The sequence below is a fragment of the Flavobacterium sp. genome, from assembly GCF_035456085.1.
Taxonomy (GTDB): Bacteria; Bacteroidota; Bacteroidia; order Flavobacteriales; family Flavobacteriaceae; genus Flavobacterium.
In genome coordinates this window covers 1-25,315 of the sequence record NZ_DATIDY010000003.1, presented here as the reverse complement: position 1 = coordinate 25,315, position 25,315 = coordinate 1, and the positions used below count along the sequence as shown (strand labels likewise).

Here is a 25,315-nt window from a genome sequence, read left to right as displayed (position 1 = left end):
AAAAAAACAAAACACAATAAATTCATCCCTATTAATGTAGATGTAATTCGCATATTAAATATTTTATGAATTAGTAAGTTATAAAATTAATTAAAAAAACCTTTTTAGTCTATTTAAATCACAAACAATTCAATAATTCATTTTTTTTTCAAATATTCGATCATTACTCTAAATCCCGAACACAAAAGCTGAAATAAATTTTAAATTTGTTTTAAGCTTTTAAACTAAGCACATGAATTCTTCAGACAACAAAACCTGATGGTTTGAAAACTGGTATTAAGTAATCATTCTTTTAAACAAAAGTAGCTTATGAGTATAATTAGACATAAACATTTCTTTCTCTCCTATTCTGAAGAACACGAACAAGCAGAATGGGCTGCTTATTACTTAACAGCACAGTCTCAGACGCAACGTCATTGTTACGATCGCCCTTATTTTAGGCAAGATCCATTGGTTGATACTGAATCGGCACATTGGAGAAATTACAAAGACACGGGCTACGACAAAGGGCATCTTGTTCCTGCGGCCGATATGCGTTTTTCTGAAGAAGCTTATAATGAAACCTTTTTTACCTCGAATGTTTCGCCACAAAACAAAGCTTTTAATGCTGGTGTTTGGAACAGATTGGAACAAAAAGTCCGTTATTGGGCAGATAAATATTCGGCGCTTTTCGTCGTGACGGGAGGAATTTTAGAAGACGATTTGATCACGATTGGTGAAGAAGAGGTTTCAGTTCCAGAATATTTTTTCAAAATTGTAGTTCGGGTTCAAAATGATAGTTTAGTTATGATTCCGTTTTTAATTCCTAATGCAGAATCGGATGCGCCACTGTATACTTTTGCGACAACTATTGATACTATTGAACAAATTACAGGAATCAATTTTAATCAAAAACTAGTTGAAAGAATAGAAGAAAAGATTAAAAAAGAGCTTAGTTATAAAGAATGGAGCTTTAGCTAATGAAATATGATTAACCATTCTTGAAATAAAATTTATTTACTATTAAGTTTCTTTTTCAAAAAAATCTGAAATCTGAAATCTGAAATCTGAAATCTTTTGATGTACCTTTGCCCTTCTTAAAAAAGCAACATGAGAATTGATATTATCACCGTATTACCTGAATTATTAAGAAGCCCATTTGAAGCTTCGATTATGAAACGTGCTATAGACAAAGGGCTGGTAGAAGTTCATTTTCATAATTTAAGAGATTATACGACCAATAAACAAAAAAGTGTTGATGATTATCCTTTTGGCGGTGGTGCCGGAATGGTTATGACCGTTCAGCCAATAGATGCCTGCATTACTCATTTGAAAAGCCAGCGAGAATACGACGAAATTATTTATATGTCCCCAGATGGTGAAACGCTAAACCAAAAAATGGCCAACACCATGTCGATGTATGAAAACATTATTATTCTATGTGGTCATTATAAAGGAGTCGATCAACGCGTTCGTGATCATTTTATAACCAAAGAAATTTCAATTGGTGATTACGTACTTTCTGGAGGAGAATTGGGAGCATTAGTTCTTTGCGATTCCTTAATTCGATTAATACCAGGAGTATTAAGTGACGAAACATCAGCATTGACAGACAGTTTTCAGGATGGCTTGCTTTCGGGCCCTATTTATACTCGCCCTGCCGATTACAAAGGTTGGAAAGTTCCAGATGTTTTATTGAGTGGCCACTTTGCAAAAATTGACAAATGGAGAGAAGATACCGCTTATGAACACACAAAGAACAGAAGACCTGACTTACTAAAGGATTAATTTTCATATATTTATACTTTTTATAATTAATATTAGTTCACTCTATAATAACCTTAAAAAGTAAAATCATGAAAGAATTAATTATTAAAGCATTTTTAATTGTTACGTTTTTAATTTCTGCAACAACATTTGCACAAGGAATAAATAGAACATCCTTATTGAATGAACTCAACAAAACCTACGGTGTAGCGCTTAGCGCAGATGAAAAAACGTCTTATGAAAATGCCAACAATCAATTGGTATTGGAATTGTTTAGTGTCGACGAAAAGAACTTATCAAAGGAAAATCGTGATAAAGAAATCGATAAATTATTTGACAAAAGAGACAAAGCTTTAACTTCGTCACTGGGCATCAACAAATACAGCGACATTAAAGCCAAAACAGAAGATAAAATTGCAGAAACAAAACAGAAAGTAAAAGAGGGGAAAATGACGCCATAAGTTTCAAATACAAAAAGATAAATTCCAAATTTTAAAATTCCAAATTCCAATTAATTAACTTATTAAAAAAATGGAATTTGGAATTTGAATATTGAAAATTTTAACTACATTTGCACCCTCATTAGACCAACCTCTGGCGAAAACCGTGAATGTTGCTCTATTAAAACCATAAATTACATTTAAAATGGCAGATTTATTGAAATTCGTTCAGGACGAGTTCGTAACAAGAAAAGATTTCCCTGATTTCGGAGCTGGAGATACTATCACAGTTTTCTACGAAATTAAAGAGGGTGAAAAAACAAGAACACAGTTTTTTAAAGGTGTTGTTATTCAAAGAAGAGGTTCAGGAAACACTGAAACTTTTACAATTCGTAAAATGTCTGGTGCAATTGGAGTTGAGCGTATCTTCCCAGTTAACTTACCAGCTTTACAAAAAATTGAAATCAACAAGAAAGGTCATGTACGTAGAGCAAGAATTTTCTACTTCAGAGAACTTACTGGTAAAAAAGCTAAAATTAGAGATAAAAGAAGATAATTTATTAACTTCTTTAATTAATAAAAAGTCCCAATTCGATACTTTTCGAGTTTGGGACTTTTTTATTGATAATTTTTAGGCATCAAAAATCATAATTTAAAAATCAAAAGGCACTAAAAATATCAAATTAAGAATATCACAGAATATACGTTTAAAATTATTTTTTTAACCTAATTTTGAAACCCTATTACAACTTCATTTCATATATTTGCCCGCCTTACTCAATCGTTATAATTGCTGATAAGGTCATTAAAAACTTATGTTTTAGATTAAAAAAAAAAATAAAAAATGACACCAAAAGCTAAAATTTTTTACACTCTTACAGATGAGGCTCCTTTATTGGCTACCTATTCTTTTTTACCAATCGTTCAAGCATTTACTGCAACTTCTAATATCGAAATAGAAACAAGAGATATTTCTCTTGCCGGAAGAATCTTAGCTAACTTTTCGGATTTCCTTAAAGACGATCAAAAAACAGGAGATGCTTTAACAGAACTTGGAAAATTAGCTACTACTCCAGAAGCTAATATTATAAAGTTGCCAAACGTTTCCGCATCTGTACCGCAATTAAAAGCAGCTATTGCTGAATTACAATCTCACGGTTACGCGGTACCAAATTTCCCAGAAGACCCACAAAATGATACTGAAAAAGAAATTAAAGCTAAATATTCTAAAGTTTTAGGTTCTGCTGTGAATCCAGTTTTACGTGAAGGAAACTCAGATCGTAGAGCGCCAAGAGCTGTAAAGAATTTTGCAAAAGCAAACCCACATTCTATGGGAGCTTGGTCTGCAACTTCTAAAACAAAAGTAGCTTCAATGGCAAGCGGTGATTTTTACGGAAGTGAAAAATCGGTTACTGTTGCTGAAGCAAATGATGTAAAAATTGAATTTATTGCTAAAGATGGTTCTACAACTGTTTTAAAAGCAAGTACTCCATTAAAAGCTGGCGAAATTATTGATAGTTCTGTAATGAACATTTCAGCTTTAAAAAGTTTTGTTGCCAATGCAATTGCAGAAGCTAAAAACGAAGGAATTTTGCTTTCAGTTCACTTGAAAGCGACTATGATGAAGGTTTCAGATCCAATTATTTTTGGAGCTATTGTCGAAGTATATTTCAAAGACGTTTTTGCAAAATATGCTGATTTATTCAAAAAATTAAACGTTGATACCCGCAATGGTTTAGGTGATATTTATGCTAAAATCGCAGGACAGCCTGAACAAGCAGAAGTTGAAGCCGCTTTGACACAAGCGATCGAAAACGGTCCTGCGTTGGCAATGGTTAATTCTGAAAAAGGAATTACAAACCTACACGTTCCATCTGATGTAATTGTTGATGCTTCTATGCCGGCAATGATTCGTACTTCTGGACAAATGTGGGACAAAAACGGTAAACAACAAGATACCCTTGCTATTATTCCGGACAGATGTTATGCTGGAGTTTATACTGCCACTATCGATTTTTGTAAAAAACACGGTGCTTTCGACCCAAAAACAATGGGAAGTGTACCAAACGTAGGTTTGATGGCTCAAAAAGCCGAAGAATACGGGTCTCATGACAAAACTTTTCAAATGAGTGCTGATGGTGTTGTTCGTGTTGTTGATCAAAACGGAAATGTTTTAATGGAACAAGTTGTTGAAGCTAACGACATTTTCAGAATGTGTCAGGCTAAAGACGCTCCAATTCAAGACTGGGTAAAATTGGCTGTAAACAGAGCTCGTTTATCTAATACTCCAGCTGTTTTTTGGTTAGATGAAAACAGAGCACACGACAGAGAATTGATCGTTAAAGTTCAAAAATATTTAAAAGATTACGATACAACAAACTTAGACATCCGTATTCTAAACCCAGTTGCTGCAACTGAATTTACTTTAGACAGAATAATCAAAGGTTTAGATACTATTTCGGTAACTGGTAACGTATTACGTGATTATTTAACTGACTTATTTCCAATTTTAGAATTAGGAACTTCTGCAAAAATGTTATCTATCGTTCCGTTAATGAATGGCGGAGGATTGTTCGAAACTGGTGCTGGAGGATCTGCTCCAAAACATGTTGAACAATTTGTTGAAGAAGGGTATTTACGTTGGGATTCTCTTGGTGAGTTTTTGGCTTTAGGAGCTTCATTAGAGCATTTAGGACAAACATTAAACAATTCAAAAGCGATTGTTTTATCTGAGACTTTAGACGAAGCAAATGATAAATTCTTAGCAAACGATAAATCACCAGCACGTAAAGTGGGACAAATCGACAATAGAGGTTCTCACTTTTATTTGGCTTTTTATTGGGCACAAGCCTTGGCTGCACAAACAAAAGATGCTGAATTAAAAGCCATCTTTACTCCTATCGCTGTCGAATTTGAAGCTAACGAAGCTAAAATCAACAGTGAATTAATAGGATCTCAAGGAAAACCACAAAACATTGGTGGTTACTACCAACCTAATCCTGAATTGACTAGTAAAGCAATGCGTCCTAGTGAAACATTCAATACTATTTTAGATAAGATTACTACTTTGAAAACTGCTTAATCAATTTAGTTTATATAGTGAAAAGACAACTCGAAAGGGTTGTCTTTTTTTTATACCACATTTTATAAATCTTAAAATGAATAAGATGCAATTTTTTTTCATAAATAAGCGAACATTCATTTATAATTATTACTTTTGATTATCCAAATCAAAAAAATGAGAACGCGAGATACAAACAAGGAAGAAATAGTAAAACAAAAAGCCATCGAAATGCTGGTGAAACTTGGAATTGAAGGCTTCAGTATGAATCGATTGGCCAAAGAATGTGGAATTTCTGTGGCTACACTTTATATCTATTATTCGGACAAAGAAGATTTAATTCTAAAAATTGGCACAGAGATTGGACAAGTTTTTTTTAAAGAAATGACCAGAGATTTTACGCCCGACATGTCTTTTAGAGAAGGTTTATTAAAACAATGGGAAAACCGCTCACGATTCGTTATGCAAAACCCAGAAAAAGTAGCCTGCTGGGATCTTTTAGGTCATTCAACATATAGAGATTCCATTTTGGATGAAAGTCTATTAGATTTTAAAACGACTATGGGAACTTTTGTGAACAACGCAGTAGCGAAAAAAGAATTACTTCCTATTAACAAAGAAGTATTTTGGAGTATTGCATATGGACCTTTATACACATTATTACGATTTGAAAACGAAGGCAAAAGCTTTGGAGGAAATCCTTTTAAATTAACACCTGAAACAACAAATGCAGCATTTGAATTAGTTATAAAAGCATTGACACCATAAAACTAACAACTATGGAAACTGATTTACAAAACATATTGATATTTGCAACCGACATAAAAACCGAAAGCGAAAAGCAACAAATAAGCAACTGTTTAGACAACCATTTAGAAATATCCAAATGGACTATCGATCAGGAAGACATTGATTGTGTTTTGCGCATTGAAAGTGACACGTTGTGCGAAGAACAAATAATTCACCTTATTAGCCAACACAATTTTCTCTGTACAATTTTAGAATAGAACAAAAAATGAAAGATAAAAATACCCAACCGACCCCCTTTACATCTTATCAAAAATTAGCCGTTTTTTTACTGGCTATCACCCAATTTACAGTAATTCTCGACTTTATGGTCATGTCACCTATGGGCGATATTTTAATGAAATCCCTTAGTTTAAAACCGGCAAGTTTTGGTTTGGTAGTTTCTGCATATGCCTTTAGTGCAGGTATTTCAGGGCTTCTTACAGCAGGTTTTGCAGATAAATTTGACCGAAAAAAATTATTACTGTTCTTCTACGGTGGTTTTATATTTGGGACGATCTTGTGCGGAATCGTCAATTCATATCTATTATTAGTCGCCGCCAGAATTGTTACTGGCTTATTTGGAGGCGTAATTGGTTCTATTTCAATGGCAATTGTTGCCGATTTATTTAGTCTTCAACAACGTGGACGAGTGATGGGATTTATCCAAATGGGATTTGGTGCCAGTCAGATTTTGGGTATTCCAATAGGATTGTATATTGCTAATGCCTGGGGATGGCATGCACCTTTTTTGTGGGTAGCGGGAATGGCAGGAATTATAGCGATTGTTATTGCTACCAAGCTAGAACCAATCAACAAACACCTAGCAGTTCAAACAGACAAATCAGCTTTTAGACATTTAATTCATACAATTGCCAAAAAAGATTATCGAGTAGGATTTACTGCCACAGCTTTGCTGTCAATTGGAGGTTTTATGTTGATGCCTTTTGGCAGTGCTTTTGCTATTAATAATTTAAAAATAACCGAAAATCAATTACCAATGTTATTTATGATAGCAGGTTTATCAACGTTAATTATAATGCCTTTAATTGGAAAATTGAGCGATCGAATTGACAAATACAAAATATTCGCTTTTGCATCTTTATGGACAATAGTTATGGTTCTAATTTATACGAATCTTGGTGTAACTCCATTTGCAATCGTTGCAACTATAAATGTATTAATGATGATGGGCGTTATGGGACGAATGGTACCTTCAACAGCCTTGGTGACGGCTATTCCAGAAATGCAGGACAGAGGAGCTTTTATGAGCATTAATTCATCTTTACAGCAAATTGCCGGCGGTATTGCAGCCGCTTTTGCCGGAACTATTGTAATACAAAACAACAAATTTAGCCCATTACAACATTATGACACTTTGGGAATAATAATTGTTTGCATTTCGATTACATCCATGTTCCTAATGTACAGAGTGGATAAACTTGGGAAAAAGAGAAGCAAAGAAAAGTCAGATGCAATCTCTTTAACAATGCAAGAGGTTTAGAAGAATTATCATTAAATTCATTTTAAAAACACCTTCTTAAAAACAAAACAACAAACTGAATATCAGCCATTCTACCAAAAATAGCTTATTTTTGATAGAATGGCTTTTTAGTATACAAAGTATGGATTTTGGTTCTGATTTAACTATAGATTAACATGTTTTAAGTACGAATTTAATTGCATTTTGTAGATATTTGCAAGCTCAAAACCTAACCAATGATTTTAAAGAAAATTATTTACGCATCATTATTATTGCTTTCTTCTTTTTCGATTTTTTCACAAAATACGGACAAACAAAAGCACACACTAAGCGGAACTATTACTGACTCAAAAAGTAATGAAACTTTAATTGCTGTTAATGTTTTAATTCCAGAATTACAGGTAGGAGTTATGACAAATGAATATGGATTTTACTCCATAACGCTACCAGAAGGCAAATATAAAATCCAGATTACATCAGTTGGATATGGAACTATTGAGCAGACTATTGATTTAAATAAAAATACTAAAAAGAATTTCGAATTAACGGCTAACGAAAATGTTTTAAAAGAGGTCGTGGTTACTTCAGCAAAAACAGAAGCCAACATTCGGAAGCCAGAAATGAGTGTGAATAAACTTTCTATTTCGGCAATTAAAAAAATGCCTGTTGTAATGGGCGAGGTTGACGTTATCAAATCTATTTTATTTCTTCCAGGTGTGACCAATGCCGGTGAAGGACAATCTGGTTTTAATGTTCGTGGTGGTGGTGCAGATCAAAACTTAATTCTTTTGGACGAAGCTATGATCTTTAATTCATCTCACGTTTTTGGTTTTTTCTCAGTGTTCAATCCGGATGCTATCAAAGATTTAAAACTATATAAAGGTGGAATTCCATCTAAATATGGAGGAAGAGTTTCCTCTGTCTTGGATATTTATCAAAAGGATGGAAATAGCAATGAATTTCACATGAATGGTGGAGTCGGATTAATCACCAGCCGAATTCTTGCCGAAGGTCCTATTGTGAAAGACAAAGGTTCGTTCCTGATTGGAGGTCGTGCTTCTTACGCTCATTTATTCCTAAAATTAGCCAACAACGACAACTCAGCTTATTTTTATGATTTAAATACAAAGCTGAATTATAAACTTAACGACAATAACAATTTATACCTTTCAGGTTATTTTGGCCGTGATATTTTTTCTTTAAATGAAACTTTTGCAAATACTTATGGTAATGCCACATTAAATTTGAGGTGGAATCATCTTTATAATAGCAAACTATTTTCAAATTTGTCTGCTATTTTTAGTGATTACTATTATGGACTGACACTTGATTTTTTAGGGTTTAATTGGGATTCAGGTATTAGAAACTTCAATTTAAAGTATGATTTCAAATATTATTTATCGAATAACATAAAATTAAACTTTGGGGTCAACTCTACTTACTATGACTTTAATCCTGGAACCATCAAACCAAGTGGAACAAATTCTGGAGTTAATTTTAAACAATTAGAAAAAAAATACGCCTTAGAAAACGGCATTTATCTTGAAGCCGAACAAGTTCTAACAGATAAATTAGCGGTAAATTATGGTGTCCGTTATAGTTTTTTTAATCGTTTAGGAAATTCAACGGTCAATTTATATACCAACAATCAACCTGTAGCTTACGATGCCGATTTAAAAATTTACGAAAAAGCTAAACCAATTGGAACAACTTCATACAAAAAAAATGAAACTATATCCAATTTTGACAACTTGGAACCTCGTATTTCAGTAGCTTATGAATTAAACAAAGACCAGTCTGTTAAAGCGAGTTATAATCGAATGGTACAATATCTTCAATTAATTTCTAATACCAACTCGCCTACTCCGCTTGATGTTTGGACTCCAAGTGACAATTACATTAAACCACAAATTGCAGATCAAGTTGCTCTCGGGTATTTTAAAAATTTTAAAGAAAACGTATACACTCTAGAATTAGAAAGTTTTTACAAAAAAATTAAAAACCGAATGGATTACATAGACGGCGCAGATATTGTGGCTAACGAAGCTATTGAACAAGTCATTCTTAACGGCGAGATGCGTTCATTTGGTTTAGAAATGTTACTTCGAAAAAACTCAGGAAAATTTAATGGCTGGATTTCTTATACTTTATCCAAATCGCAACAAAGAACTCCCGGTAGAACTCCCGAAGAAATAGGAATCAACAACGGAGAATGGTATCGTTCAGCTTATGATAAATTACATAATTTAGCAGTTACAGCAAATTATACCATGAGCGATAAATGGAATTTTGGCGGGAATTTCACTTTCCAGTCTGGACAACCTGTAACTTATCCAAATGGTCAATATATTTATCAAGGAATCACGATACCAAGCTACGGCGAACGAAATGGAAATAGTCTTCCAATATATCATCACTTAGATGTGTCGGCTACTTATACTCCAAAGCCATTTAAAAAGAAAGGATGGCAAAGTGAGTGGGTCTTTAGTATTTACAATCTTTATAATCGAAAAAATGCCGCTTCTATCAGCTTTAGAGAAAATGAAGAAACAGGCACTAACGAAGCTGTAAGGCTATCCATTTTTGGAGTAATTCCATCAGTTTCTTATAATTTTAAATTTTAGTATCATGAAAAATATAAAAAGAATCATAGTCTTACTAATTACGATTTTCTCAGTTATAAGTTGTGAAGATGTAGTCAATGTTGACCTAAATACTGCCCCTCCAAAATTAGTAATTGACGCTTCAATAAAATGGGAAAAAGAGACCACAGGAAGTACTCAAAAAATCAAATTAACCACAACAACCGATTATTACTCTAACACAGTCCCAGCTGCAACCGGAGCTACAATTACTGTGACTAATACCAGCTTGAGTACGCCAGTTACTTTTCAATTTGTTGAAGATGGTCAAACTGGAGAATACATTTGCAACAATTTCGTCCCTATCATCAATAATGAATATAAGCTTACTGTACTTTACAAAGGGCAAACTTATACTTCTACCTCTATTTTCATGGCTTCTCCAGATATTGTAAAAACAGAGCAAAGCATAAAACCAGGAATTGAAGGTGAAGATGTTTATGAACTTAAATTTTATTGGCAAGATAACGGTGCCGAAGATAATTTTTACTTAGTAGGAGCCAAAAACGCTAACATAGTCTATCCGGAATATGGTGCGCTGGATGACGAATTTTATCAAGGCAATTTAATGTTTGCCTTTTATCGTGGTGACAATATCAAAAAAGGAGACAAACTAGAATTTAGTCTTCAAGGAATCACCGAAAAATACAATAATTACATGACCAAATTACTCAGTATAGCCGGAACAAATGGTGGAAATCCTTTTGCTACTGCGCCTGCTACTTTAAGAGGAAACATCGTAAATGAAACCAATCCCGATGATTATCCATTAGGCTTTTTTCATCTTTCTGAAATAGATTCTGAAAGTTATACTGTTCAGTAGCCAATCCAGCTGTCCATTACAAGTCCTCGTTCAAAAAACTATTTTTCTAAGCCCTAAAAGGAGCTTCCGCTGGTCGCTCTTTTAGGACAAGAAAAATTTGTTTTTTTCACTCCGGGCTTTCCACTACCATCTGGGCTAAAAAATTACGAATGGTCAATTATGAATTACGAATCAAGAAACATACCTTTGAAAATTAATTCATAATTGAAAGGTCAAAGGGTAAAAGTAAAAAGCCTACTTACAATTCATAATTCATAATTCATAATTAAAAATGTCTTCACATCATATTGTTCGCGACGACCAGGAACCTGCATTAATCATAGCCAATGGCGCTGCTTGTCATCCTGAATTATTAGGACAATTATTAGAATGGTCTCCGTTGGTGATCGTATTAGATTCGGCGATGGAAAGAGTTCTGGAATTGGGTATAAAAGTAGATGTTTTGTTGGGGGATTTTGACCATGGATTTAATCCTGAAATATATAAAGACTCACAATATCCGCTAGAGATAGTTCATACTCCAGATCAAAATAAAACCGATTTGGAGAAAGCATTCGATTACCTCATCGAAAGACAAATTCCTGCTGCAAATGTCGTTTGGGCAACTGGAAAACGTGCTGATCATACCATTACCAATCTCACGAATATTGTTCGTTATCGCGATTTGCTCAAAATTGTAATTCTTGATGACCACTCTAAAATATTTTTGTTGCCTTATAAATTTGAAAAATGGTACACCGCCGGAACTCCAATTTCATTAATTCCTGTGGGTGTTGTAAACGGAATCTATTCAGAAAATTTAGTATATCCTCTTAAAAACGACACACTAACAATAGGATACAGAACAGGAAGTAGTAATGAAGTTGCCCAAGACGGACTAGTAACATTAACTCACACAGATGGCGATTTATTACTGATGGAATGTATGGATTAATATTTTCAGGACTAGACAACTAAAACATAAAAAAAGCCTCATTTTTAATCACTTAAAACGAGGCTCTTTCTTTTTTTTACACAATTTAACTTCATTGATTCACTATTATAACAGCGGCTTTATAACCTGTACCAACATTCCATTCCTGAGAAGTAATCTCTGCACCTTTAGCATCAAAAATTTGAAATTCGGCGGTATTTGGTGATGCAAAACCTTCATTCAAAGCTTCAAAATCAATTTTATTAATTCCTGGTTTTAATGTTATTTTATATTCTTTAAACCCACCATCTAAAACAACTTCAGGTTCAATTACTTTATCATTCAGATAGATTCTAACCTTGTCTCCATCCACAAAAGCAGCATCTCTAAAACGAATTGTCGAAATAAATTCTTTCGTTTTAAAACTTCCTAAATATTGATTACGTCTATAATAAATCCCTACAGAATCCTTTGGCTCTTTATACAATTGTCTGTTATTAAAAAGCTCTACTGGATTTATTTCAAATGGATCTGGTTTTTTGACAACTGCTGGTGGCGGTGGAGTTTCATTTTTGGGAGGAATTACTTCAAGTGGTGGAACTTCCTTAATATCCATATTTTTGTTTGGAATAGCATTATTTTTTGTACTGAATTCATCCTGAGCAAACCCTTCAACGGAAATACCAGCAATCATAATTACAAACAATAGTATTTTCATATCTTCTAAATATTAATAATTAAAATTAGTTTAAGCATTAATATTGACCACATTAACACCTATTTATATAAACATTTAATTATAGTATTTATTGTACTTATAACGTTTTTTTACCAAACAAGTTTGGTTTTACGCTACATTCAAAATTCTAATCAACCTGTCAACGATTCTTTCTCGCTTCCGGACTGAAACTAGCTCAAACTCAAACTGGAAAAGTCTCTTTAAGATTACACCATTCTGCATTCCAACACAATAACTCAAGCAATAATTCAGTTTATATATTAATTTAAAATTCTTATTTATTGAAAAAACGCTTTATTAGATGATCCAAAATTACTTAAACAATTAACCAAATCTAATAATCATGAATTTTTTTAGAATCAAAACGAGTTGGTCAAATACAGAATTTATTGTTTTAAAGTCTTGTATTGCTTCGGCTTACATCTTTATTGGAAGTTATTTTCACGAATTTTTTAGTCACTATTTGAAACCTATTTTGATTACTTTTGCAGTTACTGTTCTGTGGACTTTATATCTTTGGACTAAAAAAATAAAAGCAGAAAAATGGAAAAACAATCTGCATAACAAAAAACTTAGAAAATACTTTCTACACTAGATGAAGTACACAGAATATTCATTTTCTGCCGAAATTAAAATTATTGGAGTCAATCCTTATGTGACTGTTCCCGAATCGATATTGGAATCAATATTTAAGAACGCTAATAAAAATAAAGGGCCAATTCCGATTAAAGGAACTGTAAATGACAAGCCATATATCCAAACCTTAATGAAATATGCTGGTTCATGGCGATTGTATATCAATACTATGATGTTGAAAAATTCTCCAAAAAGAATTGGAGAAACAATTGAAATCACAATTTCATTTGATCCTAAAGATAGAAAAATCGAAATGCATCCTTTATTGAAAGAAGCTCTTAATCAAAATGAAACTGCTAAAAGTGTTTTCGAAAAATTAGCTCCTTCGCGACAAAAAGAAATTATAAGATATATTTCTCATTTAAAAACCGAAGAGAAAATTAAAGACAATGTCCTTAAAGCAATCAATTTTCTACTCGGAAATGGACGATTTGCAGGAAGAGAAAAACCATAATTCAAAGAATAGTTTCTCATTAATCCGATGAAAATGGGTATCCACAATGATAACAAAACTGCGCTCCTTTATAATGATTTTCGGCTCCGCAATTGCCACATTGATTATTTTCGGGTTCTGGTATTGCTGCAGGATTAGTGTTTGTTTTAGCAAATTCGGCAGTCACAATTCCTGTTGGAACGGCTATGATTCCATAACCTAAAACCATAACAAAAGAAGCTATAAACTGACCCAATGGTGTTACCGGAGAAATGTCGCCATAACCCACAGTTGTCAGGGTTACTATTGTCCAATAGATGCTTACAGGAATGCTGGTAAATCCGTTTTCTTCACCTTCAATAAGATACATAAGCGAGCCGATGAGAATGGAACTGATCAGCATGAAATAGAGAAAGATTGTTATTTTTCTTCGACTGGCATTTAGTGCTGTCAGCAAATGGTGGGATTGCCCTGTAAATTGGGGATTGTTTAATATTTTGAATAAGCGTAACAATCGTAGCGCCCTTATCACTGAAAACACTTTTGAACCTACTAAGAAAAGAGATAAATACATAGGTAAAATTGCAATCAAATCAATTATCCCTAAAAAACTAAAAATGTATCTTCGGGGCTTATTGGTCGTAAATATTCTCAGGAGATATTCAATAGAAAAAAGTATGGTTATAATCCATTCTATAATAATGAGCTGGTCATGATATTTTGCATTAAATCCTTTTACGGTTTCTAGCATTACCGTAAAAATACTCAGAAGGATTAACCCTAAGAGAATCAAATCGAATAACCTTCCGGCAACTGTATCTGAACCATGAATTATGATATAGATTTTTTGCCTGAGCAGCTTAAATTTTGTTTTTGGTTTACGCATAATCAAATATAAATCAATAATTTAAATTTTTAAAACATAATTTTTCTCAAAAATTTTATTTAACCAAATTATCATCATACTTTGCAAACCAATCGGTCGTTTTGCATTACTTATTGCTGTTGCTTTAAATCAGTTCTAGCAAATAATCCAAAAAAACTGTACTTTCAGCTCCTGAAAAGAATCCGTATCTTTGCTGCGAAATCAAATCTAATGAAAGAGAATACCCCTTCGGTTAAAACCAATTTACATCCTAGAAATTTACATCGAAGCCGTTATGATTTCGAAAAATTAACTGCGAATAGTCCTGAATTAAAGCCATACATTTTTACAAATGAGCATAAAGTTGAGACTATCGATTTCAGTAATCCCGAAGCTGTAAAACAACTCAATAAAGCTTTATTGCAAACATATTATGGCATTCAAAAGTGGGATATTCCAAAAAATTATCTTTGCCCACCAATTCCTGGTCGTGCCGATTACATTCACTATATAGCTGATTTATTGGCTTCATCCAATAAAGGGAAAATTCCTGAAGGCGAAAATGTTTCAGGCCTTGATATTGGTATTGGTTCTAATTGTATTTATCCTATTATTGGCAACTCTGTTTATGGATGGAGTTTTGTAGGCACAGATATTGATCCAAAAGCAATCGAAAATTGCAGCAAAATTATTGAAGCAAATCCAAAATTGATCGACGCAATCAGTTTACAACAACAAACGGAATCTCGTTTTATTTTTAAAAACATCATCACACCCGAAGATCGTTTTACCTTTACAATTTGCAATCCGCCCTTTCATAATTCTTCCGAAGAAGCTCAAAAAATTGCTACTCGAAAAGTCAACAATTTAAATCCAAAAACATCTAAAACAGACAAACCAGTTTTGAATTTTGGAGGACAAAATGCCGAATTATGGTGCGATGGTGGCGAATTGGCTTTCATCAAACAAATGATTTATGAAAGTGCTAAATATCCGATGCAATGTTTATGGTTCACTACTTTGGTTTCTAAAAGTGATAATTTAAAAACCATTTATAAAACATTGGCAAAAGTACATGCAGCAACAATAAAAACGGTAAATATGGCTCAAGGCCAAAAAACAAGCCGATTTATTGCCTGGAGTTTTTTGACAGAAGAACAACAGAAAGATTGGAAGTTTGAGTAATTAGTTGACAGATTCAGATTGCGGATTATATTTGAATTAAACCAAAATCAGATAAATCTAATTTTATATTTCCCCTGTATTCATCAAATTTTCTTTGACTCCTTGGTTTTTTAACATTCTGAAATGAGATCGCACTGCTTGATAAAATGGGTATGAAGTATAAGGCAGTTCATATTCTTCTGCATACCTTTTTATTATTGGTGTAATATAAGGATAATAGGTATGACCAATATGAGGGAAAAGATGATGAGCCACATGATGTGTAAAACCACCATATAAAAAATTAGCTAACTTACTGTCAGTACTAAAATCTTTAGTAACAATCATCTGATGCATCGCCCAAGTAGCAGAAAGATTTCCTTCTTCATCAGTAGTTGGAAAATGAGCGTCTTCATCAACATGGGTAGAAACCAAGGCAACTACGCCCAAGGCACTTCCGCAAAGATGCAAACTCAACCATGCAGCAAAAACAATATACCAAGGCTGATTCAGAACTATCATTGGTAAAAAAAGCAAATAAAAAAGATTAAACAATTTTGCTATAAACAATTTGTAAATTTCAATTGTTGGAATTTTATCAACTATTTTTTTTACGTAATTATTCTTCTTTCCAAAAAAATCTTTAAAATCTCTAATGTAAATCCAATTCAAACTATACAAAGGATAAATAAACCACATGTAAATATGTTGGTATTTATGATAATCGAACAAAGGACTATTGGGAAAAATGCGAATAATATCACTTTGTTTGATGTCTATATCCCAGTCAGGAACATTTGGGTAAGCGTGATGCAAACTTATGTGACGACGAATCCAAAGCCAACGATTGCCTCCAAAAAGTTCAAGCACATAAGTAAACCATTCATTATATTTAGGGCTTTTAAAAAGAGCATTATGAGCAGCATCATGAAAGGCATTTACAAACAACACAATCATGGTGATTCCGCTCAGAATATAAAAGAGGAATAATAATGGCGTACTATTTCCAAAAAACAAAATACATCCATAAAACAAAAAGAAAAGCACAAGAAGGCTTAAGGATTTTATGACATTGAGTCGATACAAAGCAGTATTTTTTAAAACCTTCTCATTTACTTCATTTCTCAACATTTTAAAAAAATCATCTGCGTCAGGCTTAAGATAGACTGGTCGTTTAAATTTCTCCATAATGGCATCACTTAAAGTTTCTATCTCAAATTTAATAAAAAACTTATAAAACAACAACTTGAAAAATGTTTATATTGTCATTAAAACACTGTTATCAAACAATTTATAATTTAAAATGAGGGTTGGCAGAAATTATAATCTTTAGTTTTTACTTTGTAACTTTGTTTTCCTGCAAAAAAAAATGCCATATGAAATTCCAAGTAGTATCTGATTATAGTCCAAAAGGTGACCAACCACAAGCGATCGACAAATTAGCCCGTGGGATTGAAGCTGGCGAACAATTCCAAACCCTTTTGGGAGTTACGGGTTCTGGAAAAACATTTACGGTAGCGAATGTGATTCAGGAAGTACAAAAACCCACTTTGGTTTTGGCACATAACAAAACACTGGCGGCACAATTATATTCGGAATTCAAACAATTTTTTCCAAATAATGCGGTAGAATATTTCGTTTCTTATTACGATTATTACCAACCCGAAGCTTTCATGCCAGTAACAGGTGTTTTCATTGAAAAAGATTTATCTATCAATGAAGAGTTAGAAAAAATGCGATTGAGCACTACTTCTTCTCTACTTTCTGGACGTCGTGATATACTAGTTGTAGCTTCTGTTTCTTGTTTATATGGTATTGGAAATCCTGTAGAATTTCAAAAGAACGTAATTGCAATCGAAACCAACCAAATGATTTCGAGAACCAAATTATTAAAAAGTCTGGTTCAAAGCTTATACTCCAGAACTGAGGCTGATTTCACTCCTGGAAGTTTCAGAATAAAAGGTGATACAGTTGAAGTTTACCCAAGTTATGCTGATGATGCATTTAGAATTCATTTTTTTGGAGATGAAATCGAAGAAATCGAGAGCTTTGATGTAAAAACTTCAAAAGTTATTGAGAGATACCAAAAACTGAATATCTATCCTGCTAATATGTTTGTGACTTCGCCCGACGTTTTGCAAAGTGCTATTTGGCAAATTCAACAGGATTTGGTAAAACAAGTCGATTATTTCAAAGAAATAGGCAAACATCTAGAGGCCAAACGGCTCGAAGAAAGAACCAACTTCGATCTGGAAATGATTCGCGAACTCGGTTATTGTTCTGGAATCGAAAATTATTCACGTTACCTTGATGGTCGCGAACCTGGAACAAGACCTTTCTGTTTGCTGGATTATTTTCCAAAAGATTATTTAATGGTTGTGGATGAAAGTCACGTAACTATTTCGCAAGTTCACGCCATGTATGGAGGAGACAGAAGCCGTAAAGAAAACTTGGTTGAATATGGTTTTCGATTACCGGCAGCTATGGATAATCGCCCCTTGAAATTTGAGGAATTTGAAGCCATGCAAAATCAGGTCATTTATGTTTCGGCAACTCCTGCTGATTATGAATTACAAAAAAGTGAAGGAATCTATGTTGAACAAATTATTCGTCCAACTGGATTAGTAGATCCGATTATAGAAATCCGACCAAGCTTGAACCAAATTGATGATTTGATAGAAGAAATCCAACAAAGATGCGAATTAGACGAGCGTGTTTTAGTTACAACTTTAACCAAAAGAATGGCGGAAGAATTAGCCAAATATTTAACTAAAGTAAGTATTCGTTGTCGTTACATTCACTCTGATGTAGATACTTTGGAACGAATTGAAATCATGCAGGATTTACGAAAAGGAATATTTGATGTTTTGATTGGAGTAAACTTACTTCGTGAAGGATTAGATTTACCTGAAGTTTCGTTAGTTGCAATTCTAGACGCAGACAAAGAAGGATTTTTAAGAAGTCATCGTTCTTTGACGCAAACCATTGGCCGTGCGGCAAGAAACTTAAATGGAAAAGCAATTATGTATGCTGATAAAATCACAGCCAGCATGCAAAAAACAATCGATGAAACTGAATACAGAAGAACTAAACAAATCAACTTTAACACTGAAAACAATATTGTGCCTCAAGCTTTAAACAAAAAAATTGAGAGCGCCTTTACCAACAATAAATTAGTTGAATATGAATTAGGACATATTTTACCAACTGCAGCAGAAGCAGAAACTGCTTATATGTCCAAACCTGATTTGGAAAAATTGATACGCGAAAAACGAAAAGCAATGGAAAAAGCGGCTAAAGATTTAGATTTTATGCAAGCTGCAAAATTCCGTGATGAGATCAAGAAATTACAAGAGCAGATTAATTAAGTTGCTCCTGAAAAATACTTAAAAGCACTTCTGGATCTATCATCGCATTTGGAGATTTTTGCATTAATTTCAAAATTCGATTGGTAGCGCTAGGATTCAATCCCATATTAATAGCAATCTGGCGAATGGCTTCTTCCTCTTTTGAGTGCAAAATACCATCACAATGCATCAACAATGCCAAACGATAAAACTGCTGAATCCTTTCAAATTCAGATTTAATAACTCCAGAAGGCAACTCCTGATGAAATAATTCGTTAAAATCATCTTTGCTAATCCCTAATTCTTGGGCAACTATCCAAACAAATTGATATTCTCTTTCGTGCAATCTACCATCAACAACTGAAAACGCAATCATCTCCGCCAATAACTTTATTTTTTCTTCCTGAGTATCCATCAAAATTGTATTTTTAGCTAAAATATTCATTTTTTCTAAATCTAAAATTATTCGCTTTGAAAAAATTTATTCAAATTCTGTTTCTTTTGTTTTTTTGCATAACAACAGCCCAAGAAAATACCGCTTCCAAACAGGTTTCAACTTTCACAATGGAGATTCCTCAATTAAAAACAACTAGAAAAATTTGGTTGTATTTACCGATAGGCTATGAAACTTCTAACAAAAAATATCCTGTAATTTACATGCACGATGCTCAGAATTTATTTGATGCCAAAACTTCTTTTGCTGGTGAGTGGAATGTAGATGAAAAACTAGACAGTTTAAAAGCGCCAGTAATCGTAGTTGGAATTGAAAATGGCGGCGAAAAACGCATCAACGAATTAACTCCTTACAAAAACGAAAAATACGGTGGCGGAGATACAGACAAATATCTTGACTTTATTGTAAACACTTTAAAACCTGAAATCGACAAAAAATACCGAACAAAACCAAATGCAAAAAACACAACCATTATGGGAAGTTCGCTAGGTGGATTAACTTCTTATTATGCAGTTATAAAATACCCAGAAGTATTTGGAAAAGCGGGAGTTTTTTCGCCAGCCTTTTGGATTAACCGAAAAGAAATAAATGATTTAACTACCAATAGTAAAAAAATAAAAGCAAAAATTTATTTCCTATGCGGCGATTCTGAAGGTGATGATGACAGTATGGTCAAAGATCTGAATCACATCGAACTATTGCTGAACACCAATCGCTGTTCTTGCCTTCATTTAAACAAAAAAGTCATTGTAAAAGGCGGTCATCACAACGAAAAATTGTGGCGAGATGGTTTTGCCAATGCTATTGTTTGGCTAGGTTATTAAATAGTAAAAAAAGTTACGCAGAGACTCACAGAATAAACACAGAGATTCGCAAAGAATTATAAAAACTCCGTGAATCTCTCGTTTTTTTACTTTGTGCAACTGTGCAAAACAATTTATAAAAAACTCTGTGAATCTCTGCGTAAGCTCCGCGAATCTCTGTGAAACAAAAAAGGAAAATCTCTACCCGAAACAGACTATTTCTTAGCGTACTCTTTTTCCATTTGGGCGATGATACCCTTTATAGATTCCGAGCCAATTCCTTTGGCTTTGATAACTTTATTTCTATCTAAAATATAAATCACTGGAGTCGTCACCACATCGTATTTATCTTTTAGATTATTAATATGAACGCCATCATACACATTAATCCAATCCACTTTATTATCAACGATATATTTTTTGTATTTGTCAAATTCATTCTGAGTATACACTCCAAAAACTTGAACATCTTTATTTTCTTTGCGTAAATCGTGGTACAATTCAAGAATTTTTGGGACTTCTTTTTGACAATGACTACAATCAACATCCCAGAAAAGGAGAATTAGATAATCCGCTTTTACACTGGATAAAGTCACATACGCTTTTTCAATTTCTGGCCTGTTATCGTAATAAATTTTGGTCAATTCTTCGCTTGTTTTAGCCGTGTCAAAACCCATTTTGGCTATTTTATCATGACCCGGAATATCAATCATATACAAATCGGGAGCAGTTTTCCCGAGTTGCAGTGGAGCCAAAACATTTCCCCTATCAATTATAAGTTTGATTACACTATCGTCATAAACGCCTTTGGCTTTTCCTTTTTTAAAATAATTATCAACCATATAAACAAACACTTTATCCATTCCCATGATTTTCGGAATTTCATAAGTTTGTGTAAAATATGCCAATAACAACATATTCATCTTGGTTCCTTCTTTGGTTTTGAGCATCATTCTATCGATTTCAACACAAACCGTGTCAGGATGTTGTACCACAACGGTGTTAAAATATTGCTTTATTTTATTAGCAAAAAAAGGATTATTCAACATAGAATCATCCTGAAAATTGACCCCATCCCAAAAGTGTTTTTTATAATAATTATACGCATAAATACTATCAGGTCTGCCGTTGGACACTTTTGGAATGTCCTTAGCAACTTTGTCCATCTTCAAATTGATCATTTCAGAAAGATATGTTCCTTTATTTTGAGAAATACAATTTAAATCATTTTGCAAAATAGCTTCATTCAAAACCTTCAATTCATTAGTGAATAAAGTCGTAGAATCGGCTTTTTTTTCAGCTTTTACCTTTTTTTTGAAACCATCAAATTCTTTATTTTTTGACGAAACAAAACGAATATAATTAAAGAAATTTTCATTTTGCTTAGAATTCATTGCTTTTAAATTCTCTAGCAAATTCGCTTTATCTGAACTAATTTGCTGCTTCTGCGATTGATCATCCACAATAAAATCAAAATAATTTCCTTTCTCCTGATTGTAAACAAAATAAACTCCTTTATCCAATTTTTTCTTTCCTTTAAACACAATATTGCCATTGATAACTTTTTTACAAGTATCTGCGATATACAATTTGTCAAACTGATAAAAAGCTAAATAAGCAACGGTATCTTTACAATTCTTCAGGTTAATTTTAATTTCATGACCTGTCTGAGCTTGTGCAAACACAAAACAAAAAAATAAAACAAAACATTGTAGATTTTTCTTCATGGTAAATAATTAATCTTTGAAATAATTTTAATTAACTTTCCAAAATTAATAGAATTACAATCTATTTTCAACCCCATATTGACTATTTATTTTCAGCAGCAGAAGCATCAGGGATTTTAACAAACATCACTCCTGCTCTACGTTTCAACCTTGTATGCCGAACCCCGGCACACAAGGATTTACACTGCGATCAGGGCTAATAAACAGCATTTTCTTTTCATAAGAATCCATCATACTCCCTCTCTCAACAAAATTGAGTTTTAAATTCATGTAATTTGTGTTTATCATTCATTAAAATAATTAGTGAAATTATTTTATCCTAATTTTAATTCATGCTAATTCGTGGAATTCGTGTTAAGCAAACAACACTAATTCATAAAATCGTATCTTTGCTCTTTAAATAATAGAAAATGACAAATAACGATATATTCAAAAAGCTTCGAGTAGCCTTGATGTTACGCGATGACCAAATCGTAGAAATTTTAGAATTGGTAGATTTCAGAATTTCAAAATCTGAATTGGGTGCTTTTTTTCGTGATGAAAAACACGAAAATTATATGGAATGTGGCGATCAGGTTTTGCGTAATTTCCTAAACGGATTGGTAATTCATTTGAGAGGAACCAAAGAAAATCCTAAAAATCCAAATGAAGTTTTAGCCAAACACAAAGCTCAAATCCCTAAGAAAGAAAACACAAAAGATAGACCAGAATTTAAAGCTAAACCAAAAGATGAAGAGAGATCCAGAGGAGATCAAAGCCCTTCAAAATCGGCTTCAGCTAAAAAACCTGCAAAAAAACAGTTCCCAAAAGGTAACGGAAAAGCATCAGTAGTAGAGAAAGTTAAATACAATTTTGGCAAAAATAAAAAATCGTAAACGCTCTATTTTTCAAAAAAATATAGGCTGTCATTTAGACAGCCTTATTTTTTGATAATAATTGACAATAAGATTATCCTATTTCAATTTAAATTCTACGTCAAAAAAATATTTCTCGCCAACTGTTAATTCGTTACTAACCAATTTTCTATAATTAAGAGAATGCATTATATAAGTACAAATATCTGCATTCTCTGATCCCACTTTCAAAACTACGATTTGACGTAAATCATTGACATAAAAAAGAACTTTTACAGTTACTTCTTTTTCCAAAAAACCTTCAGTATGAATTGAATTCAATAAATGACTTAATTCTTTCGAGGTTTCAGCTAAAACTCGTTTAGGCTCTTCATTTCTTGCAAAAGCAAATGTTGTATTAATCAATAACACAACCACTAAGGTTAATAAATTTTTCATGTTTTTTTGTTTTAAGATTGTATATTAAAATTACTTTTAAATTCAATTCAAAACATTAAAAATCAATTACTTAACCAATTTTTAAACTATGAAAAACATATATTTTGTTAAGATATTTTTATACTTAGAAATAATGCAATCAAAGAACAAAAGTCATCAACTTAACCAAATCAAATTCATAAAAAAAGAATAAAAACAACATTTTTTATCAAATAAATTCGCTAAAATTTTGATAACATTAGCTTAAAGAAAAATTTAAGAACTACAGCTTAACATCGAGCAACCCACTTTATTTCTTGCCCAATCTGGTCTTTTAGCAAACCAATCTTGTTTATCAGGTTGCTCATCATAAGGTTTTTTAAGCAATTCAAACAATTCATTTACCAAAGAATAATCACCCTCATTTGCCGCATCAATGCTAAGTTGCGCCATATAATTTCGAAGTACATATTTAGGATTCACCAGATTCATTTCTAGCTTTCTTTCAGCATCCGAAAGCTCTTCTTGATTAACTCTGCTAACATAATGATTCAGCCATTTATACCAATTATTCAAAACCGATTCATTAAGGTCTTTTTCTTTATAAAAAGCTTCCTTAATCACATTCAAAGCTTCTTCGGCTGTATTTGTTTTATGAATATTACTCAAATTTCTAAAGAAAATAGTCATATCTGTTTCGACCAATTGCAATAATTCGGTTAAATCTTCAATTAGAATTGAATCTTCTTCGCTACTTATTTTCAGTCCTAATTTATTTCTCATCATGTTTAAATATTCCTTTTGATAATTAACACTAAAACCATTAAGAATTGCTTCCAAAGGTTTTGCATCATTAATTAAAGGATATAAAGCATTGGCTAATTGATATAAATTCCACAACGCAATCTCAGGTTGATTGCCAAATCGATATCTTCTATATTGCCTGTCAGTTGTGTTCGGAGTCCAATTGGGATCATAATCTTCCAGCCATCCATAAGGGCCATAATCGATAGTAATTCCGTGAATTGACATATTATCAGTATTCATAACTCCGTGAACAAAACCAACACGTTGCCAATGCACGATCATGTCCAAAGTTATCTGCGTCACCTCTTGAAAAAAATCAAGGTATTTGTTTATACCATCACTTATTATTTCTGGAAAATGATGTTTAATAGTATAATCAGCCAATAACTGTAATATTGCGTGATCTTTTCGCGAAGCAAACAACTCAAAATTACCAAATCTAATAAACGAAGGAGCAACTCTACAAACGATGGCACCTTTTTCTTCAGCAGCATTTCCATTATACAGTATGTCTCGAACTACTTCGTCACCAGTAAGAATCAGTGAAAGCGAACGTGTTGTTGGAACTCCTAAATAATGCATGGCTTCGGCACATAAATGCTCGCGTATGGAAGAACGCAAAACCGCAAAGCCATCGGCAGTACGGGAATATGGTGTTGGTCCAGCTCCTTTTAATTGCAAAGTATAGGACTCATCATTATGAACTACTTCTGTCAAATTAATAGCGCGTCCATCGCCTAATTGACCAGCCCAATTACCAAATTGATGCCCCGCATAAGGCATAGCATAGGGCTTGGTTTCTGGATAAATTGTATTTCCCGAAAAGACATTTAAAAAATCCTCCGAAAGAATATCTTCTTTAGACAATCCTATCAAATTAGCGACTTCTTCTGAAGCATGAATTAGCGATGGATTTGAAGGTTTTTTGGGATTCACATACGAAAAACAAGCTTGCTCGACCTGTCTTGCAATATTTACATCATTAGGGTCGGCAGGTAATTCGGTAGTGAAATTATTTTGAATATGAAGTTTCATTCTTTAGCTACTTTGAAATAGATTATAAAGATACGCTACGAATAAGAAAAATGGGATTACTTAGGATAACTTTAATTTATAATAAAAATTAGTTTGTTTATATATGAAAAAAAATCCTGAGCTTTCACTCAGGATTTTGC

At 33.0% G+C, this 25,315-nt stretch carries 24 protein-coding genes; 17 read left to right on the top strand and 7 right to left on the bottom strand.

Annotation, left to right across the window (positions count from 1 at the left end; translation table 11 throughout):
• The first annotated feature begins 309 nt into the window (after positions 1-309).
• The 11 genes from VLC96_RS00165 to VLC96_RS00115 all read left to right on the top strand — a co-directional run bounded on the left by VLC96_RS00165 (position 310) and on the right by VLC96_RS00115 (position 11,915).
• Entirely contained in the window at positions 310-960 is a 651-nt protein-coding gene (locus tag VLC96_RS00165) for a DNA/RNA non-specific endonuclease (RefSeq protein ID WP_325259866.1), read from the top strand.
• Positions 961-1,089: 129 nt separating this feature from the next.
• A complete protein-coding gene (gene trmD / locus VLC96_RS00160; protein ID WP_325259864.1) occupies positions 1,090-1,767 on the top strand; it encodes a tRNA (guanosine(37)-N1)-methyltransferase TrmD in 678 nt (225 codons plus the stop codon).
• Between the two features lie 68 nt (positions 1,768-1,835).
• Positions 1,836-2,207 carry a hypothetical protein gene (locus VLC96_RS00155; protein WP_325259862.1) on the top strand — a complete coding sequence of 124 codons (372 nt, stop codon included), beginning with the start codon at positions 1,836-1,838 and terminating at the stop codon, positions 2,205-2,207.
• Positions 2,208-2,391: 184 nt separating this feature from the next.
• Positions 2,392-2,742 (top strand): 50S ribosomal protein L19, encoded by a 351-nt coding sequence (gene rplS, locus VLC96_RS00150; protein ID WP_325259860.1) that lies wholly within the window; start codon positions 2,392-2,394, stop codon positions 2,740-2,742.
• Between the two features lie 288 nt (positions 2,743-3,030).
• Positions 3,031-5,268, top strand: coding sequence for an NADP-dependent isocitrate dehydrogenase (locus tag VLC96_RS00145; protein ID WP_325259858.1), 2,238 nt, complete (start codon positions 3,031-3,033; stop codon positions 5,266-5,268).
• A 156-nt stretch (positions 5,269-5,424) separates the two neighbouring features.
• A complete protein-coding gene (locus VLC96_RS00140) occupies positions 5,425-6,015 on the top strand; it encodes a TetR/AcrR family transcriptional regulator (protein WP_325259856.1) in 591 nt (196 codons plus the stop codon).
• Positions 6,016-6,026: 11 nt separating this feature from the next.
• Positions 6,027-6,254 carry a hypothetical protein gene (locus tag VLC96_RS00135; protein ID WP_325259855.1) on the top strand — a complete coding sequence of 76 codons (228 nt, stop codon included), beginning with the start codon at positions 6,027-6,029 and terminating at the stop codon, positions 6,252-6,254.
• Between the two features lie 8 nt (positions 6,255-6,262).
• The gene (locus VLC96_RS00130) at positions 6,263-7,537 is read left to right on the top strand and encodes an MFS transporter (protein ID WP_325259853.1); all 1,275 of its coding nucleotides are present in this window, start codon (positions 6,263-6,265) and stop codon (positions 7,535-7,537) included.
• A 215-nt stretch (positions 7,538-7,752) separates the two neighbouring features.
• A complete protein-coding gene (locus tag VLC96_RS00125; RefSeq protein WP_325259851.1) occupies positions 7,753-10,140 on the top strand; it encodes a TonB-dependent receptor in 2,388 nt (795 codons plus the stop codon).
• Positions 10,141-10,144: 4 nt separating this feature from the next.
• Positions 10,145-10,981: a DUF4249 family protein gene (locus VLC96_RS00120; protein WP_325259849.1), complete on the top strand. Its 837-nt coding sequence runs from the start codon at positions 10,145-10,147 to the stop codon at positions 10,979-10,981.
• 271 nt (positions 10,982-11,252) lie between these two features.
• Positions 11,253-11,915, top strand: a complete 663-nt coding sequence (locus tag VLC96_RS00115) for a thiamine diphosphokinase (protein ID WP_325259847.1) — start codon at positions 11,253-11,255, stop codon at positions 11,913-11,915.
• 91 nt (positions 11,916-12,006) lie between these two features.
• Here the strand turns inward: VLC96_RS00115 and VLC96_RS00110 are convergent, their stop codons facing one another.
• Positions 12,007-12,612 carry a hypothetical protein gene (locus VLC96_RS00110; protein WP_325259845.1) on the bottom strand — a complete coding sequence of 202 codons (606 nt, stop codon included), beginning with the start codon at positions 12,610-12,612 and terminating at the stop codon, positions 12,007-12,009.
• Between the two features lie 364 nt (positions 12,613-12,976).
• Here VLC96_RS00110 and VLC96_RS00105 point away from each other — a divergent pair, with 364 nt between their 5' ends.
• Both VLC96_RS00105 and VLC96_RS00100 read left to right on the top strand, forming a co-directional pair.
• Positions 12,977-13,228 carry a hypothetical protein gene (locus VLC96_RS00105; RefSeq protein WP_325259843.1) on the top strand — a complete coding sequence of 84 codons (252 nt, stop codon included), beginning with the start codon at positions 12,977-12,979 and terminating at the stop codon, positions 13,226-13,228.
• A complete protein-coding gene (locus VLC96_RS00100) occupies positions 13,229-13,723 on the top strand; it encodes a YdeI/OmpD-associated family protein (RefSeq protein ID WP_325259841.1) in 495 nt (164 codons plus the stop codon). It begins immediately after the preceding gene.
• Positions 13,724-13,742: 19 nt separating this feature from the next.
• On the opposite strand, the gene VLC96_RS00095 is transcribed toward VLC96_RS00100, so the two are convergent.
• A complete protein-coding gene (locus VLC96_RS00095; RefSeq protein ID WP_325259839.1) occupies positions 13,743-14,588 on the bottom strand; it encodes an ion transporter in 846 nt (281 codons plus the stop codon).
• A 210-nt stretch (positions 14,589-14,798) separates the two neighbouring features.
• On the opposite strand from VLC96_RS00095, the gene rlmF reads away from it, so the two are divergent.
• A complete protein-coding gene (gene rlmF, locus VLC96_RS00090) occupies positions 14,799-15,752 on the top strand; it encodes a 23S rRNA (adenine(1618)-N(6))-methyltransferase RlmF (protein ID WP_325259837.1) in 954 nt (317 codons plus the stop codon).
• A gap of 63 nt (positions 15,753-15,815) precedes the next feature.
• Here the strand turns inward: rlmF and VLC96_RS00085 are convergent, their stop codons facing one another.
• On the bottom strand, positions 15,816-16,919 hold the full coding sequence (locus tag VLC96_RS00085) for a fatty acid desaturase family protein (RefSeq protein ID WP_325259835.1): 1,104 nt from the start codon (positions 16,917-16,919) through the stop codon (positions 15,816-15,818).
• Positions 16,920-17,107: 188 nt separating this feature from the next.
• Between VLC96_RS00085 and uvrB the strand changes: the two genes are divergently transcribed.
• Complete coding sequence (uvrB, locus tag VLC96_RS00080; RefSeq protein ID WP_325259834.1) at positions 17,108-19,099, top strand: excinuclease ABC subunit UvrB; 1,992 nt, start codon at positions 17,108-17,110, stop codon at positions 19,097-19,099.
• Here uvrB and VLC96_RS00075 read toward each other — a convergent pair.
• Positions 19,092-19,523, bottom strand: a complete 432-nt coding sequence (locus tag VLC96_RS00075; RefSeq protein WP_325259832.1) for a TerB family tellurite resistance protein — start codon at positions 19,521-19,523, stop codon at positions 19,092-19,094. The two genes, uvrB and VLC96_RS00075, sit on opposite strands and share 8 nt — an antisense overlap.
• A gap of 26 nt (positions 19,524-19,549) precedes the next feature.
• On the opposite strand from VLC96_RS00075, the gene VLC96_RS00070 reads away from it, so the two are divergent.
• On the top strand, positions 19,550-20,356 hold the full coding sequence (locus VLC96_RS00070; RefSeq protein WP_325259830.1) for an alpha/beta hydrolase: 807 nt from the start codon (positions 19,550-19,552) through the stop codon (positions 20,354-20,356).
• A gap of 194 nt (positions 20,357-20,550) precedes the next feature.
• Here the strand turns inward: VLC96_RS00070 and VLC96_RS00065 are convergent, their stop codons facing one another.
• The gene (locus tag VLC96_RS00065; protein WP_325259828.1) at positions 20,551-22,062 is read right to left on the bottom strand and encodes a redoxin domain-containing protein; all 1,512 of its coding nucleotides are present in this window, start codon (positions 22,060-22,062) and stop codon (positions 20,551-20,553) included.
• A gap of 410 nt (positions 22,063-22,472) precedes the next feature.
• Between VLC96_RS00065 and VLC96_RS00060 the strand changes: the two genes are divergently transcribed.
• On the top strand, positions 22,473-22,937 hold the full coding sequence (locus VLC96_RS00060) for a DUF1456 family protein (RefSeq protein WP_325259827.1): 465 nt from the start codon (positions 22,473-22,475) through the stop codon (positions 22,935-22,937).
• Between the two features lie 78 nt (positions 22,938-23,015).
• Here VLC96_RS00060 and VLC96_RS00055 read toward each other — a convergent pair whose 3' ends face one another.
• Positions 23,016-23,354 carry a hypothetical protein gene (locus VLC96_RS00055; protein WP_325259825.1) on the bottom strand — a complete coding sequence of 113 codons (339 nt, stop codon included), beginning with the start codon at positions 23,352-23,354 and terminating at the stop codon, positions 23,016-23,018.
• Between the two features lie 255 nt (positions 23,355-23,609).
• Positions 23,610-25,175, bottom strand: coding sequence for a protein adenylyltransferase SelO (locus VLC96_RS00050; protein ID WP_325259823.1), 1,566 nt, complete (start codon positions 25,173-25,175; stop codon positions 23,610-23,612).
• Positions 25,176-25,315: the final 140 nt, after the last annotated feature.

What these genes read in the sequence shown, in the direction of transcription:
- VLC96_RS00140 (WP_325259856.1), top strand. Translation starts at nt 5,425, where the DNA reads ATGAGAACGCGAGATACAAACAAGGAAGAAATAGTAAAACAAAAAGCC.
- VLC96_RS00055 (WP_325259825.1), bottom strand. Translation starts at nt 23,354, where the DNA reads ATGAAAAATTTATTAACCTTAGTGGTTGTGTTATTGATTAATACAACA.
- VLC96_RS00145 (WP_325259858.1), top strand. Translation starts at nt 3,031, where the DNA reads ATGACACCAAAAGCTAAAATTTTTTACACTCTTACAGATGAGGCTCCT.
- VLC96_RS00115 (WP_325259847.1), top strand. Translation starts at nt 11,253, where the DNA reads ATGTCTTCACATCATATTGTTCGCGACGACCAGGAACCTGCATTAATC.
- VLC96_RS00060 (WP_325259827.1), top strand. Translation starts at nt 22,473, where the DNA reads ATGACAAATAACGATATATTCAAAAAGCTTCGAGTAGCCTTGATGTTA.
- VLC96_RS00110 (WP_325259845.1), bottom strand. Translation starts at nt 12,612, where the DNA reads ATGAAAATACTATTGTTTGTAATTATGATTGCTGGTATTTCCGTTGAA.
- VLC96_RS00135 (WP_325259855.1), top strand. Translation starts at nt 6,027, where the DNA reads ATGGAAACTGATTTACAAAACATATTGATATTTGCAACCGACATAAAA.
- rlmF (WP_325259837.1), top strand. Translation starts at nt 14,799, where the DNA reads ATGAAAGAGAATACCCCTTCGGTTAAAACCAATTTACATCCTAGAAAT.
- rplS (WP_325259860.1), top strand. Translation starts at nt 2,392, where the DNA reads ATGGCAGATTTATTGAAATTCGTTCAGGACGAGTTCGTAACAAGAAAA.
- VLC96_RS00165 (WP_325259866.1), top strand. Translation starts at nt 310, where the DNA reads ATGAGTATAATTAGACATAAACATTTCTTTCTCTCCTATTCTGAAGAA.
- VLC96_RS00085 (WP_325259835.1), bottom strand. Translation starts at nt 16,919, where the DNA reads ATGGAGAAATTTAAACGACCAGTCTATCTTAAGCCTGACGCAGATGAT.
- VLC96_RS00100 (WP_325259841.1), top strand. Translation starts at nt 13,229, where the DNA reads ATGAAGTACACAGAATATTCATTTTCTGCCGAAATTAAAATTATTGGA.
- VLC96_RS00075 (WP_325259832.1), bottom strand. Translation starts at nt 19,523, where the DNA reads ATGAATATTTTAGCTAAAAATACAATTTTGATGGATACTCAGGAAGAA.
- trmD (WP_325259864.1), top strand. Translation starts at nt 1,090, where the DNA reads ATGAGAATTGATATTATCACCGTATTACCTGAATTATTAAGAAGCCCA.
- uvrB (WP_325259834.1), top strand. Translation starts at nt 17,108, where the DNA reads ATGAAATTCCAAGTAGTATCTGATTATAGTCCAAAAGGTGACCAACCA.
- VLC96_RS00130 (WP_325259853.1), top strand. Translation starts at nt 6,263, where the DNA reads ATGAAAGATAAAAATACCCAACCGACCCCCTTTACATCTTATCAAAAA.
- VLC96_RS00065 (WP_325259828.1), bottom strand. Translation starts at nt 22,062, where the DNA reads ATGAAGAAAAATCTACAATGTTTTGTTTTATTTTTTTGTTTTGTGTTT.
- VLC96_RS00105 (WP_325259843.1), top strand. Translation starts at nt 12,977, where the DNA reads ATGAATTTTTTTAGAATCAAAACGAGTTGGTCAAATACAGAATTTATT.
- VLC96_RS00050 (WP_325259823.1), bottom strand. Translation starts at nt 25,175, where the DNA reads ATGAAACTTCATATTCAAAATAATTTCACTACCGAATTACCTGCCGAC.
- VLC96_RS00095 (WP_325259839.1), bottom strand. Translation starts at nt 14,588, where the DNA reads ATGCGTAAACCAAAAACAAAATTTAAGCTGCTCAGGCAAAAAATCTAT.
- VLC96_RS00155 (WP_325259862.1), top strand. Translation starts at nt 1,836, where the DNA reads ATGAAAGAATTAATTATTAAAGCATTTTTAATTGTTACGTTTTTAATT.
- VLC96_RS00120 (WP_325259849.1), top strand. Translation starts at nt 10,145, where the DNA reads ATGAAAAATATAAAAAGAATCATAGTCTTACTAATTACGATTTTCTCA.
- VLC96_RS00125 (WP_325259851.1), top strand. Translation starts at nt 7,753, where the DNA reads ATGATTTTAAAGAAAATTATTTACGCATCATTATTATTGCTTTCTTCT.